Genomic DNA, 14240 nt, shown 5'->3' on the forward strand with positions numbered 1-14240 from the left:
GTGGTCGTCAGCCCTTCACGGCCCCGGCCACCAGGCCGGAGACCATGCGGCGCTGAACCAGCAGGAAGAAGACGACGACCGGGATGGTCATCATCGTGGAGCTGGCCATGATGGCGCCCCAGTCGGTGCCCTTCTGCCCGAAGAAGTACTGCAGGGCGACGGGCATCGTGTAGCCGTCCGAGCCGCTCATCAGGACCAGCGCGAAGATCAGCTCGTTCCACGCGGTGATGAACGAGAAGATGCTGGTGGCCACCAGACCGGGCGCGACCAGGGGGAAGAGCACCTTCCAGAACGTGGTGAACCGGCTCGCGCCGTCGATCCAGGCCGCCTCCTCCAGCGACTTGGGCACGGCGGCGACGAACGTACGCAGCATCCAGATGCCGAACGGCAGCGTGAGACCGACGTTCACCACGATCAGACCGGCGAGCTGGTCGTACAGGCCCAGCCGCTTGACGCTCAGGAACAGCGGGATGAGCAGCGCCTCGGAGGGGATCATCTGCACGATGAGCAGCAGGATCAGGAACGTGTTGCGCCCCTTGAACCGGAAGCGGGCCACCGCGGTCGCCGCGAGCAGCGAGAACACCGCCCCGATGAGCACCGTGCCGACCGCCACGATCGCGCTGTTGCGCATGTAGAGCCAGATCGAGTGCCCGGCCACCCCCTCGCTCAGCACCCGGTCGACGTGCTCGAAGGTGAAATGGGTGGGGAACGGGATGAAGTCGGTGGTGAAGATCTGGTCGTTGGCCTTGAACGAGGTCGAGGCCATCCAGTACACCGGGAAGATCGCGAACAGGAACACCAGGAGTCCGGCCGCGTTCAGCGCGATCTTGCCGAGCCGCTTGCGCGCGAGCGGGGTCACATGTCCTCCTGCTTGACGAGCTGCCTGACGTACACCGCGGTGATGGCCAGCAGGATCACGGTCAGCACCAGGGCGATCGCCGCGCCGGACCCCATCTTGGGCGGCGCGCGGAACGCTTCGGCGTAGGAGTAGATCGACAGGTTGAACGCCTCACGGTTCGACGGGCCGCCCATGAGCACGTACAGCTGGGAGAAGACCTTGAAGTCCCAGATGATCGACAGGACGGTCAGCACGGCGAAGACCGGCTTGAGCAGCGGGAAGGTGATCTTCCTGAACGTCCGCCAGGCCGACGACCCGTCCACCCGGGCCGCCTCGTACAACTCCGCCGGGATGCCCTTGAGCCCCGCCAGCACCGACACGGCCACGAACGGGAAGCTCGCCCAGACGACGCAGATGATCAGCACCATATAGATGGACCACGCGTCGTTCAGCCAGGGCTCGCCGGTCCAGTCGGCCCGGCCGAAGAGCGACTTCGACAGCCAGTCGGGCAGCAGGTTCAGCGCCCAGTTGATGACGCCCCTCTCGGCGTCGAACAGCCACCGCCAGATGATGCCCTGCGCCACCGGAGGCACGGCCCAGGCGAACATGATGCCGACCACCACGAAGGTGGACATCTTCCGGCCGAGCTTGTTGAGCAGGGTGCCCACGGCTGTTCCGACGATCAGCGTCAGCGACACCGCGATGACGGCGAAGAGGAGCGTGTTGCGGAGTGAGGACCAGAAGATGTCGTTGGCGAAGATGCGGGTGAAGTTGTCCCAGCCCACCCAGGTGGCCGGCTTCCTGCCGCTGATCTGGACCAGGCCCACCTTCTGGAAGGCGATGACCCCGACCTGGAACAGCGGGTAGAGCAGCAGCGCCCCGATCACCAGCAGGCCGGGGATCAGCAGTACGTACGGCACCGACCAGGCGGGCAGCCCGCTGGCCCGGGCCGGGCGATGAGAGTTCGGCCGGCGCGGGGTGGCGGACTGGCCGTCACCCCGGGCGAGCGTCGAGATGTTCGTCATAAGGCTAGGAGGTGGCGTTGAGGATGTCTTCGAGTTCCTTGTTGGCCTTGGCCAGCGCGTCGTCGGCCGACGACTTGCCCTCGATGACGGTGCGGGCCGCGTTCTGCAGCACCGCCTTGGTCTCGTTGGCCTCGGTCCAGTGCGGGCTGGCCGGGAAGGCCTTGGCCTTGGCGAAGGCGGCGGCGAACGGCGCCTGGGCCGGGTCGCTGGACAGCGCGGCCAGGGCGTCGGGGTAGACGGGGAGCAGGCCGCCGTCCTTGGCGTACTTGTCGCCCCACTCCTTGCCGGAGGCCAGCTTCACGAACTCCTTGGCCGCGTCCTTCTCCTTGGCGGAGCCCCAGACGGCGATGTCGTTGCCGCCGAGGAAGGACTGCGCCTCGCCGCCGTCCTTGGACGGCAGCGGGAAGAAGGCCAGCTTGTCACCCTTGAGCTTGCCCTTGCTGTCCTCGTCGATGCCCGGCAGGTCCCACGACGCGGTGAGGTACATGCCCACCTTGTTGTTGGCGAAGCGGGTGCGGATGTCCGTGGTGTTCTGGGTGAGCCGCGACTTGCTCGACAGGCCGTCGGTGACCAGGCCGGTGTACTGGGCGAAGCCGGACTTGAAGGCGGGGTCGGTCAGCTTGCCGACCCACTTGTCGCCCTCCTTGACGGCGTACTCGCCGCCGGCGGTCCAGGCGAGGGCGCCCAGCAGGTGGTTGGCGTCGGAGCCGCCGTTGAAGGCGAACCCGTCGACGTCCTTGCCCTTCTTGGTCTGGATCTTCTTGGCCGCCGCGACCAGGTCGTCCCAGGTCTTCGGGACGTCGATCTTGAGCTCCTTGAACCAGTCGGCGCGGTACAGCACCGCGCGGCTGCCGCCGCCCCACGGCACGGCGTACGTCTCGCCGTCGATCGTCTCCAGGCCCATCAGGTTCTTCGGGATCTGCGTCTGGTCGCCGGAGCCCACGATGTCCGTGACGGGCTCGAGGGCCTCCTGGCTCTGCCAGAGCGGCACCTGGTCGTTGCCGATCTCGGTGACATCGGGACCGGTGCCACCGGCCGCCGCGGCGGTGAACTTGTCGTTCACCTGCGGCCACGGGATCCACTCGACCTTGACCTTGGCGCCGGTCTGCTGCTCGAAGGCGGCCACCAGCTCATCGGTGTACTTCTGCGCGGCGGGGTTGCTGTCGCCCAGGCGCCAGAAGGTCAGCTCCTTGCCCGCGTACTTGGGGCCGGACGCGGAGGCGGCGGCGGAGGCCGCCGCGCTCGGCGAGGCCGAAGGCGTCTCGCCGGAACCACAGGCGGCCAGGCCCAGGGCCAGAGCGGCCGTGGTGACCGTAGTGGCGGTGATCTGCGCGATCCTCACAGGGTTCTCCCTTCCCGGGTGCTCGCTTGCGGTCCGCACCAGGCTGATCGTCAATGTCCGAACGACTGCTGATAAACTAACAAGAAACTTTCTTAAAAAAAACGCCTGTTAGCCATTCGTGACGAGAGGGAGCGTGTCGATGAGCCGAAACCCCGGGACCCCTCGGCTGCTCCGCCGGTTGAACGACCGCACGGCACTCGAACTCCTCCTGGAGGGCGGGCCGCTGACCCGTGCGGAGCTGGGGGAGCGGACCGGACTGTCGAAGGTAACCGCAGGTCAGCTACTCGCCCGCCTGGAGGAGCGGGGGCTCGTGCGGGTGGCGGGGGAGCGGGCGGGAGGCAGGGGCCCGCACGCGGCCCTGTACGCGGTCAACCCCTCCAGCGCGTACGTGGCCGGGCTCGAAGTGCTGCCCGACAGCCTCACCGTGGGTGTGGCGGACATCACAGGCCAGATCGTGGTCGAGGTCACCGTCAACCCGGCGGACGGGGATCCGGTCAAGTCCGTGCACTCCGCGGTCCAGCGGGCCTGCGCCTCGGCCCGCGTCAGCCTGTCGCAGCTGCGCGCCTTCGTGATCGGCACCAGGGGCGTGGTCGATCCGGGCAGTGGCGACGTGCGCTTCTCCTGCGACCTGCCGGCCTGGCACGTCGGCGTGCTGGCCAGCCTGCGCCAGACGCTGGGCGTGCCGGTGATCATAGAGAATGACGTGAACCTGGTCGCGCTGGCCGAGCACCGCTACGGCGCCGCCGTCGGACACGATGACTTCGTGGTCATCTGGGCGGGTGTCGGCCAGGGGCTCGGGGTCATGCTCGGCGGGCGGCTGCACCGGGGCATCACCGGGACGGCGGGCGAGATCGGCTGGCTGCCCGTGCCGGGCGAGCCGCTGCCCGCCGACGTGACGCAGCCGACGTCGGGCTCGTTCCAGCGGCTGGTGGGGCACCCGGCGCTGAGCGGGCTCGCCACCGCGCACGGCGTGCTCGGCAGCACGGTCCCCGACCAGGTACGCAACGGCTGCGACGGCTACCTGGACGAGGTGGCGGCTCGCCTGGCGGTGGGGGCCGCGGCCGTGACGGTCGTGCTCGACCCCGGGCTGATCGTGCTCAGCGGCGACATCGGCCGGGCGGGCGGCGCACGTCTGGCCGCCAAGGTCGAGGAGGCCGTCGCCCGGGTCTGCCCGACCCGGCCCGAGGTCGTCACGACCGGGGTGGCGGGCAACCCGGTGCTGCGCGGCGCGCTGGTCGCGGCTCTGGAACAGGCCCGAGATCAGGTTTTCTCCGACACTGTGTGAGAATTTCTGCCCATGTGGCAGCAGACGAGCGACATCGTGCTGATCTCTGATCCCCGCGTCGCGGCTATCCCGGTGCGCGACAACGGCGAGGAGCTGGCGGACGTACGCGGCCGACTGCGGGTGGACGAGCGGATGGCCGACCGGAGCGGCGCTTATGCCCACCTGCGCTCCGGTTTGCTGGCCCGGCTGGAGCGGGCCGAGCGGCGACTGCCCGACGGCTTCCACCTGCTGATCGTCGAGGGTTACCGGCCGATCGACACGCAGCGCCGGATCTTCGAGGAGTACCGGGACGGGCTGCGAGCCGCTTTCCCCGAAATGTCGCCTGACGAGGCACATATCGCGGCAAGTCGGTATGTGTCGCCGGTCGATGTGGCCCCGCACACCGCCGGTGCCGCCGTCGACCTGACGCTGTGCGCGCCCGACGGCACCGAGTACGACATGGGCACCCAGGTCAACGACAACCCGGAGGAGAGCGAGGGCGGCTGCTACACGGACGCCACGAACATCTCGGCCGACGCCCGCGCCCATCGCAAGATCCTCGCCGCCGCCCTGGAGCCCGTTGGCCTGGTCAACTACCCCACGGAGTGGTGGCACTGGTCCTTCGGCGACCGGTATTGGGCGCTCGCCGAGGGAAGGCCGTACGCGGTCTATGGCCCACACCGCTTTGCCTAGCGGAAAACGGGCATAAAAGGGATGTGACTCCTCTTATCGGGATCGAGGAGGAGTACCTCATCGTCGATCCCTGGTCGCGCCACGTGGCTCCCCGGGCGGCAGAGGTGTTGGCCGCCGCGACGGACGTCCTAGACGTCGTTCACGAGATCACCCGTTTCCAGGTCGAGGCCCGGACCGCCCCTTCGGCCGACCTCGGCGAGTTAGGCACGCGGCTGAGGGCCGCGCGTAAGGAGGTGGCGCAGGCGGCCCGCTCGTGCGGGCTGGCCGTGGTCGCCAGCGGCCTACCCGTGCTGGGTGACGTCGTGCCGAGCCCGCTCACCGACGACATCCGCTACGAGCAGGGCCGGGTGCTCTACCGGGCACTGCAGGACGAGCTCAGCATCTGCGCCCTGCACGTGCACGTGGACGTCCCCGACGAGGAACACGCCGTGTACGTGGGCAACCACCTGCGTCCGTGGCTGCCCACGCTGATCGCGCTGGCCGCGAACTCGCCGTTCTTCGTCGGCCGTGACACCGGCTACGCGTCGTGGCGGGTGATCAGCTGGGGCCGATGGCCGGTCTCGGGCGCCCCGCCGTACTTCCCGTCGTTCGCCCACTACGAGCTGGCGCTGCGGGCGCTGTCGCAGTCGGGCGCGCTGATGGACCCGAAGACGGTGTACTGGGATGCGCGCCCGTCGCCCACGCTGCCGACCGTCGAGGTGCGCGTCGCCGACGTGCCGCTGGACGTCAGCGACAGCCTCACCATCATCGGGCTGATCCGCGGTCTGGTCATGACCGCGCTGGCCGACGTGGCGCGCGGTGATCGAGGGCTGCCGATCCCGTCGGAGGTCCTGCGGGCCGCCTACTGGCGCGCCGCCCGCGACGGCCTGCGCGGTGACAGCCTGGACGTGCGCGAAGGGGCGCTGGTGCCGGCGCCGGTGATGGTGGACCGTCTGCTGGAGCACGTACGGGATGCCACGGACGAGGCCGGTGACCTGGCGTTCGTTGAGGAAGGGCTGGACCTGCTGGTCAGCAGGGGTTCCGGAGCGGAACGGCAGCGTAGGGCGCGCGACCGCACCGGGCACCTGGCGGCGGTCGTGGACGACCTGATCGAGGCCACGGTCGCCTGACAGAGCACGCGGGTTCAGCGCAGGGCGAGCAGCGTGGCGACGCCCAGCCCGAAGACGACCACGACGCCGCGCAGCACCGCGGAAGGCATCAGCCGGGCCACGCGGGTGCCGAGGAAGCCACCCGCCAGGCTGGCCGGCGCGACCACCGCCACCGCCTCCCACCGGACCGGCCCGAACAGCGAGAACGCCACCACCGACACCGTGCTGATCACCAGCGACAAGGTGGCCCGCACGGCGTTGACCCGATGCAGGTTGTCATGCAGGAACAGCGCGAGCACCGCCAGCAGCAGCACCCCCATGCCGCCATTGAAGTAGGCGCCGTAACACCCGCCGAGGAACACCCCGACGTAGATCAGCCTGCCGGCGCTCTGCCGCCCGTCGCCCTCGAAGCGCTTACGCAGCCAAGGCTGGGCCAGCAGCGCCAGGCTGGCGAAGGCCACCAGCCACGGCACCAGCGAGTCGAACAGCCGTCCCGGCGTGAGCAGCAGCAGCGAGCTGCCCGCGATCGCGCCGAGCACGGCGGTGGCCGACAGGACCGTGGCCCGGCGCCGCTGGCCGCGCAGCTCGGCCCGGTAGCCCAGGACGCCGCCCAGGTAGCCGGGCCACAGCGCCACCGCGTTCGTCACCGAGGCGGTGATGCTCGGATAGCCGAGCGCCAATAACGCGGGGAAGGAGATGAGGGTGCCCCCGCCGGCCAGGGCGTTGACCGCCCCGGCCAGCAGCCCCGCGCCCGCCAGGAAGGCGATCTCGGAGAGCTCGATCATCGGCCGGCCGCGTAGCCCTGGGCCCCGCGCGGGTTGGCGGCGGCCTTGAGGAAGTCGCCGTCACGTGCGACCGCGCTGAGCCTGCCGAGCGTCCAGGGTCCCTGGACCTCCACCTGGTGGCCACGCCGCCGCAGCTCGGCGACCACCGCCGGGTCCACCCGGTTCTCGACGTGCATGACGCCGGGCCGGGAGCCGCGCGGGTAGAACGAGCTGGGGAAGTGCTCGGAGTGGAACATGGGGGCGTCGACGGCCTCCTGCAGGTTCAGCCCGCCGTGGACGACGGAGAGGAAGAAGTTCACGCTCCACTGGTCCTGCTGGTCGCCGCCGGGTGTGCCGAACGCCAGCCACGGCTTGCCGTCGCGCAGCGCGAACGACGGCGACAGCGTGGTGCGCGGCCGCGTTCCCGGCCGCAGCGAGGCGGGCAGCCCCTCCTGCAGCCAGAACATCTGCGCCCGGGTGCCCAGGCAGAAGCCCAGCTCGGGAATGGTGGGCGAGCTCTGCAGCCAGCCGCCGCTCGGCGTGGCGGAGACCATGTTGCCGTGCCGGTCCACGACGTCCAGGTGGCAGGTGTCGCCACGGGTGGAGCCGTCGGAGCCGACCGTGGGCTCGCCCACCCCGGACCGTACACCCGAGATGCCCGGCGCGGTGCTGACCGTGCCGGGGGCGGGGAAGGCGGGCAGTCGCGGCGTGCGCCCACCGGGCGCGCCCGGCCCCAGCTCCACACTGGCCTCGGCGCCGATGAGGGCGCGCCGCTTGGCGTTGTACTCCGCGTCGAGCAGGTCGGCCATCGGCACCTCGGTGTCGCCGTACCAGGCCTCACGATCGGCGAAGGCGAGCTTGGCGCTCTCGATCACCGTGTGCACGTAGTCGGCGCTGAGCTGCCCCATCCCGTCCAGGTCGAACCCGGACAGCAGGGCGAGCTGCTGCAGGAAGACCGGCCCCTGCCCCCACGGCCCGGTCTTGCACACCGTGTGCCCGTGGTAGTCGAAGGTGACCGGGTCCTCGACCGAGGCCGACCAGCCCGCCAGGTCGTCGCCGGTGAGCAGGCCGCCGTGCGCCTCGCCCGAGCTGTCGCGCCAGGCGGTGCCGGCGCTGAACGCGGCGATCGCCTCGGCGACGAACCCCCGGTACCAGGCGTCGCGGGCGGCCGCGATCTGCCCCTCGCGGGTGCTCGACGCCGCTTCCGCCTCGGAGACGAGCCTGCGGTAGGTGGCGGCGAGCACGGGATTGGTCAGCTTGGCGCCCGGCACCTTGCCGTGGGGCAGCCAGGTCGCGGCCGACGTCGGCCAGTCCTCGAGGAAGAGCCGCTCGACCGACGAGACCGTGGCGGCGATCCTGTCGAGCACCGGGACGCCGCGCGTGGCGTAGTGGATGGCGGGTTCGAGCACGTCGGCCAGCGTCCAGGTGCCCCAGCGCTCCAGCATCTCCATCCAGCCGCCGAACGCCCCGGGCACGGTCGCCGCCAGCAGCCCGGTGCCGGGCACCACGTCGAGCCCGAGGCCGGTGAACCGGTCGATCGTGGCCGCGGCGGGAGAGACGCCCTGCCCGCAGACGACCGACACCCGCTCCTCCTCCTGGCTCCACAGCAGGATCGGCACCTCGCCACCGGGCCCGTTCAGGTGCGGCTCGGCCACCTGAAGGACGAACCCGGCGGCGACGGCCGCGTCGAAGGCGTTGCCGCCGCGTTCGAGTACGCCCATGCCGGTAGCGGAGGCCAGCCAGTGCGTGCTGGCCACCATGCCGAAGTCTCCGGTCAGCTCGGGCCTGGTGGTGAACAAAGTGCGTCCTCTCATCGGGTGGCGGCCGCGTCGGGCACGTGGTCCGCCGTGACCAGGTGGCAGGCGACCGGATGGCCGCTCGTACGCGGGTCTGTCAGTTCGGGCTCGCTCGTACGGCAGGCGTCGTACACCAGCGGGCACCGGGTGTGGAAGCGGCAGCCGGACGGCGGATCGACCGGGCTCGGCACGTCGCCGCCCAGCACGATCCGGCGCCGCTCGCGCTGCCTGACCGGGTCGGCCACCGGTGCCGCCGACAGCAGCGCCTGCGTGTAGGGGTGGCGGGGTTCGGCGAAGATCTGGGCCGTCGGCCCCGACTCCACGATCTTGCCCAGGTACATGACCGCGATCCGGTCGGCCAGGAACTCCACCACCGACAGGTCATGGGTGATGAACAGGCAGGAGAAGCCCATCTCCCGCTGCAGGTCGGTGATCAGGTTGAGCACCGACGCCTGCACCGACACGTCCAGCGCGGACACCGGCTCGTCGGCCACCACCAGCTTGGGCTCAAGGATCAGCGCGCGGGCCAGTCCCACCCGCTGCCGCTGCCCGCCGGACAGCTCGTGCGGGAAGCGCGTCCGCATCTCGGGGCGCAGCCCCACCTGCTCCAGCATGGCGGCGACCCGCCCGCCCGCCTCGCGCCGGCTCGCGAGCCCGTGGTGCAGCAGCGGCTCGCCGACGATCTGCTCGATCGTGAAGCGCGGGTTGAGCGAGGAGTACGGGTCCTGGAAGACGATGTGGACATCCCTCCGCAACGGGCGCATGGCCCGGCGCGACAGGTGGGTGATGTCGCGGCCGTCGAGGCGGATGCCGCCCGAGGTGGGCTCGGTCAGCCGCAGCACGCACTTGCCCACGGTCGACTTGCCGCTGCCCGACTCGCCGACGAGACCCAGCACCTCGCCCTCGCCGATGCTCAGCGACAGGCCGTCCACGGCGCGGACCTGGCCGTAGTGCTTGACCAGATTGTCGATCTCCAGGATCACGACTGCCCTCCCGGGTGGAAGCAGGCCGCCAGATGAGCGTCCAGCAGCTGGGGTTCGAGCTGGGGCCGTCGCAGGCGGCAGTCGGGCTGCGCGCGGTCGCAGCGCGCCTGGAAGGCGCACTCGTCGGGATCCGTCAGCGGCGAGGGCACCATGCCGGGGATCTCGGCGAGCCGGCCGTTCACGGCGGCCGACGGCAGGGCGTTCATCAGGCCGAGAGTGTACGGATGGCGCGGCCGGGCGAACAGCTCGGCGACGGGCGCCTGCTCCACGGCCCGGCCCGCGTACATGACCACCGCCCGGTCGGCGATGTCGGCGACCACGCCCAGGTCATGGGTGATCAGGATGACCGCGGTGCCGAGCCGGTCGCGCAGGTCGCGGAACACGTCGAGCACGCCCGCCTGGATCGTCACGTCCAGCGCGGTCGTGGGCTCGTCGGCGATCAGCACCCGCGGTGAGCAGGCCACCGCGATCGCGATCATCACCCGCTGGCGCATGCCGCCCGAGAGCTGGTGAGGGTACTCCTTGACCCGCCGGGCGGGCAGCGGGATGCCGACCAGTTCGAGCAGCTCCACCGCGCGGGCCCCGGCGGCCCTGCGGGAGAGCCCCTCGTGCCTGCGCAGCACCTCGGCGATCTGGTAGCCGACCGTGAACGACGGGTTGAGCGAGGTCATCGGCTCCTGGAAGACGACCGAGACGTCCTTGCCCCTGATCTGCCGCATTCGCGACTCGGGCAGCGTGGTCAGCTCGCGGCCGTCGAGCTTGACCGAGCCCGACAGCCTGGTCGTCTCCGGCGGCAGCAGCCTCGGCACGGACATCGCGGTGACCGACTTGCCGCAGCCCGACTCGCCGCAGAGCGCCAGGATCTCGCCCTCGCCCAGTTCGAGCGAGATGCCCCTGACCGCCTGGACCAGGCCGTCCTCGGTGTCGAAGTCGACGGTCAGGTCGGTGATCTCGAGCAGGCTCATCGGCCACTCCTCGGGTCGAGAACGTCACGCAGCCCGTCGCCCAGCAGGTTGAAGCCGAGCGTGGCCAGCGCGATCATCAGCCCCGGCCAGATCGCCAGCCACGGCGCGACGTCGAGGTACTGCTGGGCGGTGGTGAGCATCACGCCCCACGACGGCGTCGGCGGCTGGACCCCCAGGCCCAGGAACGACAGGGTCGACTCACCGATGATCGCCGCCGGGATCGCCACCGTGGCCTGCACGATGAGCGGGCTGGAGCAGTTCGGCAGCACGTAGCGGAGCAGGATGTGGCGGTCGCCGGCGCCGTCGGCGATGGCCGCGGCCACGTAGTCCATCTCCCTGATCGCCAGCACCTCGCCGCGGGTGATCCGGACGACCGCCGGCAACTGGGAGAAGCCGAGCGCCAGCACCACGCCCTTCAGCGAGGGCCCGATGATCGCCGCCAGGCCCACGGCGAACACCAGGAACGGGAAGGCCAGCGTCACGTCGACCAGCCGCATCACGACCGGGTCCAGCCAGCGCCGGTAGAACCCGGCGACCAGCCCGATCGGGATGCCGACCACCATGGCCAGCAGCGTCGACAGCACCCCCGCCTGCAGCGAGACCTGCGCGCCGTGCGCGATCCTGGCCAGGGCGTCCCGGCCCAGGTCGTCGGTGCCGAGCGGGTGTGCCCCCGACGGCGGCGCGAGCGTCGCGTTGTAGTCCTGCGCCGACGGATCGCCCGTGAGCACCGGCCCGAGCAGCGCCAGCAGCAGGAACCCGGCGACGAGCACCAGCCCCGCCATCGGCATCGGGCGCCGCCTGAAGCGCCGCCACAACCTGCGGCGCCGATCGGCGCGGCCCGTCGTGGCCACCGGTACGACCGCCACGTCAGTCATGCCTGCCTCCCGACAGCCGGATGCGTGGGTTGAGGAAGGCGTACGCGATGTCGACCAGCAGGTTGACCAGCACGTACCCGATCACCGTGACCAGCACCACGGCCTGGATGACGGGGTAGTTCCTGGTGAGCACCGCGTCGACGGTCAGCTTGCCGAAACCGGGGATGACGAAGATCTGCTCCGTCACCACCGCGCCGCTGATCAGCGCGCCGAGTTGCAGGCCGAGGACGGTCACCACGGTCGTGAGGCTGTTGCGCAGCGCGTGCGCGCCCACCACCTTGGCCTCCGACAGGCCCTTGGACCGGGCGGTCCGCACGTAGTCGGCCGACAGCGCGCCCAGCATGGCCGAGCGCGTCTGGCGCATCAGGATCGCCGCGAACCCGGTGCCGAGCACCAGCGCGGGCAGGATCATGCGCTGGAGGTTCTGGCCGGGGTCCTGGGTGAACGGGACATAACCGGAGGCGGGCAGCCAGCGCAGCGTCACCGCGAACAGCAGGATGCCGAGCAGGCCCAGCCAGAAGTGCGGCACGGACAGCCCGGCCAGGCCGAAGCCGGTGGCCACGTAGTCGGGCAGCCGGCCCCGCCGCACCGCGGCCACGATGCCCGCGCCCACACCCACGACGATCGCCACCAGCAGCGCCAGAGCCGACAGCTCCAGCGTCACCGGCAGCCGCTCGGCGAGGATGCCGGCCACCGGCAACTGGTCCTGGGTGGAACGGCCGAGATTGCCGGACAGGGTCTGGCCCACGTAGTCGACGTATTGCGCCGGCAGCGGCTTGTCCAGGCCGAACTCGTGCCGGATCGCCTCGACCACCGCGGGCGAGGCCTCCTCGCCCGCCATCACCACGGCCGGGTCCCCGGGCAGCGCCCTGATCCCGAGGAAGATCAGGATGCTGGCCAGGAACAGCACGATCACCGCCGATCCCGCCCTGCGGAGGATGAACCAGACCATCAGCCGGCGAACCCAGCGGTGACGAAGCGGGGCAGGCCATCCTTGAAGTACTGGACACCGGCGACGGTCTTGTTCATGCCCAGGTAGTACTTGTTGTGATACAGGTACAGGACCCCGCGCACCTCGGCCGCCCGCTGCAGCGCCTTGGCGTACAGCTCGGCACGCTGGGCCGGCTCCGTGGCCGCCGCGGCCTCCTTGATCGGGTCGTCGATGCCGGGGTCGGACATGCCGCTGTAGTTGTTGCTGCCGCGGCTGGTGATCAGGTTCGACAGGTTGCCGTCCGGGTCCACCCGGCCCGACCAGCCGTTGAGCACGGTGTCGAACTTGCCGGCCTTGCCCTGCTCCAGCGTGCTGACGAACTCGGCCGTCTGCACGGTGACGTTGAACCCGGCCTCCTTGGTCATCTGCTGGACGACCTGGGCCAGGCGCTGGTTGGTGGCGTCGTTGGGCGTGGTCATCGTGACCGGGATGGGCGTCGGCACACCGGAGGCCTGCACGAGCTGCTTGGCCTTGGCCAGGTCGCGCTTGGCGCACTGGAGCGAAGGCGAGCGGTAGGGGCTGTCGGCGGGGAGCGGGAAGCAGTCGGGCTCGTACAGGCCGTTGTAGACGGTCTTGTTGATCTGGTCGCGGTCCAGCGCCAGCTCGAACGCCTCGCGCAGCTGCGGGCTCTTGGCCAGCGGGGTGTTGACCGGGCCCGGCTTCTCGGTGGAGCCATGGGCGTTGCCAGTGTTGATCGTGAGGCCGTAGTAGCCGAGCCCGCCGCCGGACACGACGGTGAGGTTCGGGTCGGCCTGTACACCCTTGACCGTGGTGGTGGCGAGCTGGTCGGCCACCTGGACGTCGCCGGACTTCAGGTTCGCGGCCCGTACGTTCGGGTCGACGATGATTTTGTATACGAGCTTGTCCAGCTTCACCTTGGCGGCGTCGTAGTAGTCGGGCGCCTTGTCCAGCACGATCTGGCTGCCGGAGGTGCGACTCGCGAACTTGAACGGCCCGACGCACACCGGGCTCGCGCCGAAGTTGTCACCGCCCGTCTCCAGCGCCTTGGGCGACATGATCATTCCGGCGCGGTCGGCGAGCTGCGCCGTCAGCGGCGTGAACGCGCGTGCCAGTGTGAGCTTGACGGTGGCCGGATCGACCACGCTCACCTTCGACACGGCGGCCAGGTCGGCCTGGCGGGCCGACTTCTCCCAGGTCCGGTGGCGGTCCAGCGACTTCTTGACCGCCTCCGCGTCGAACGCGGTGCCGTCGTTGAACTTCAGCCCCGCGCGCAGCTTGATGGTCACCTCCTTGCCGTCGTCCGAGACGGCGGGCAGGGCGGCCGCCAGCTGCGGCACCAGCGTGGCCTGCGCGTCGATGTCGAAGAGCTTCTCGCACATGCTCGCGAACACCTCGCGGCCCACCAGCGTGGTGGACACGCTCGGGTCGAGCGCGTCGGGGTCGGCGTTGAGCGCGATGTTCAGGGTGCCGCCGCTCTTGACGGCCCGGTTGTCGGCCGTGGCGTCGGCTACGGACGGGGCGACGGGGGTGCCGCCAGAACCGCCTCCACCGCAAGCGGCCAGAGCTATGGGGAGTACGGCGAGCGTCAAGACCAGCCTGGGTCTCATGATGCCTCCGGGGGAGCGAACTTTAGGAGACTGTATACAAGAACCTAG

Annotated in this window: 13 protein-coding genes; 3 read left to right on the plus strand and 10 right to left on the minus strand. The window is 70.5% G+C overall.

Features of this window, described 5'->3' with window-relative positions:
* Positions 1-7: 7 nt before the first annotated feature.
* The 3 genes from AB0B91_RS48335 to AB0B91_RS48345 are packed head-to-tail and all read right to left on the minus strand — an operon-like array spanning position 8 to position 3205.
* Positions 8-859: a carbohydrate ABC transporter permease gene (locus AB0B91_RS48335; RefSeq protein WP_358336161.1), complete on the minus strand. Its 852-nt coding sequence runs from the start codon at positions 857-859 to the stop codon at positions 8-10.
* Positions 856-1863, minus strand: coding sequence for a sugar ABC transporter permease (locus tag AB0B91_RS48340; protein ID WP_358336164.1), 1008 nt, complete (start codon positions 1861-1863; stop codon positions 856-858). The genes AB0B91_RS48335 and AB0B91_RS48340 overlap by 4 nt, the downstream gene beginning before the upstream one ends.
* A gap of 4 nt (positions 1864-1867) precedes the next feature.
* A complete protein-coding gene (locus AB0B91_RS48345; RefSeq protein ID WP_358336167.1) occupies positions 1868-3205 on the minus strand; it encodes an extracellular solute-binding protein in 1338 nt (445 codons plus the stop codon).
* 139 nt (positions 3206-3344) lie between these two features.
* Between AB0B91_RS48345 and AB0B91_RS48350 the strand changes: the two genes are divergently transcribed.
* Genes AB0B91_RS48350 through AB0B91_RS48360 form a run of 3 tightly spaced genes read left to right on the plus strand, consistent with a single transcriptional unit; the run spans position 3345 to position 6271 of the window.
* Positions 3345-4490: an ROK family transcriptional regulator gene (locus AB0B91_RS48350; protein WP_358336170.1), complete on the plus strand. Its 1146-nt coding sequence runs from the start codon at positions 3345-3347 to the stop codon at positions 4488-4490.
* Positions 4491-4502: 12 nt separating this feature from the next.
* Positions 4503-5162 (plus strand): M15 family metallopeptidase, encoded by a 660-nt coding sequence (locus AB0B91_RS48355; RefSeq protein ID WP_358336173.1) that lies wholly within the window; start codon positions 4503-4505, stop codon positions 5160-5162.
* A gap of 23 nt (positions 5163-5185) precedes the next feature.
* Positions 5186-6271: a glutamate--cysteine ligase gene (locus tag AB0B91_RS48360; RefSeq protein ID WP_358336176.1), complete on the plus strand. Its 1086-nt coding sequence runs from the start codon at positions 5186-5188 to the stop codon at positions 6269-6271.
* A 14-nt stretch (positions 6272-6285) separates the two neighbouring features.
* Here AB0B91_RS48360 and AB0B91_RS48365 read toward each other — a convergent pair whose 3' ends face one another.
* From AB0B91_RS48365 to AB0B91_RS48395, 7 genes are read right to left on the minus strand one after another with little or no spacing between them, the layout of a single operon-like run.
* Positions 6286-7035, minus strand: coding sequence for a sulfite exporter TauE/SafE family protein (locus AB0B91_RS48365; protein ID WP_358336179.1), 750 nt, complete (start codon positions 7033-7035; stop codon positions 6286-6288).
* Positions 7032-8828: a gamma-glutamyltransferase family protein gene (locus AB0B91_RS48370; protein ID WP_358336182.1), complete on the minus strand. Its 1797-nt coding sequence runs from the start codon at positions 8826-8828 to the stop codon at positions 7032-7034. Before AB0B91_RS48370 ends, AB0B91_RS48365 begins: the two co-directional genes overlap by 4 nt.
* Positions 8825-9793: an oligopeptide/dipeptide ABC transporter ATP-binding protein gene (locus AB0B91_RS48375; protein ID WP_358336185.1), complete on the minus strand. Its 969-nt coding sequence runs from the start codon at positions 9791-9793 to the stop codon at positions 8825-8827. Before AB0B91_RS48375 ends, AB0B91_RS48370 begins: the two co-directional genes overlap by 4 nt.
* Positions 9790-10758, minus strand: a complete 969-nt coding sequence (locus AB0B91_RS48380; RefSeq protein ID WP_358336188.1) for an ABC transporter ATP-binding protein — start codon at positions 10756-10758, stop codon at positions 9790-9792. The genes AB0B91_RS48375 and AB0B91_RS48380 overlap by 4 nt, the downstream gene beginning before the upstream one ends.
* Positions 10755-11633 (minus strand): ABC transporter permease, encoded by an 879-nt coding sequence (locus AB0B91_RS48385; RefSeq protein WP_358336191.1) that lies wholly within the window; start codon positions 11631-11633, stop codon positions 10755-10757. Before AB0B91_RS48385 ends, AB0B91_RS48380 begins: the two co-directional genes overlap by 4 nt.
* Positions 11626-12585 (minus strand): ABC transporter permease, encoded by a 960-nt coding sequence (locus AB0B91_RS48390; RefSeq protein ID WP_358336194.1) that lies wholly within the window; start codon positions 12583-12585, stop codon positions 11626-11628. The genes AB0B91_RS48385 and AB0B91_RS48390 overlap by 8 nt, the downstream gene beginning before the upstream one ends.
* Positions 12585-14192 (minus strand): ABC transporter substrate-binding protein, encoded by a 1608-nt coding sequence (locus AB0B91_RS48395; protein ID WP_358336197.1) that lies wholly within the window; start codon positions 14190-14192, stop codon positions 12585-12587. Before AB0B91_RS48395 ends, AB0B91_RS48390 begins: the two co-directional genes overlap by 1 nt.
* Positions 14193-14240 lie beyond the last annotated feature (48 nt).

It is taken from the genome of Nonomuraea sp. NPDC049141 (assembly GCF_040648415.1).
Lineage (GTDB): Bacteria > Actinomycetota > Actinomycetes > Streptosporangiales > Streptosporangiaceae > Nonomuraea.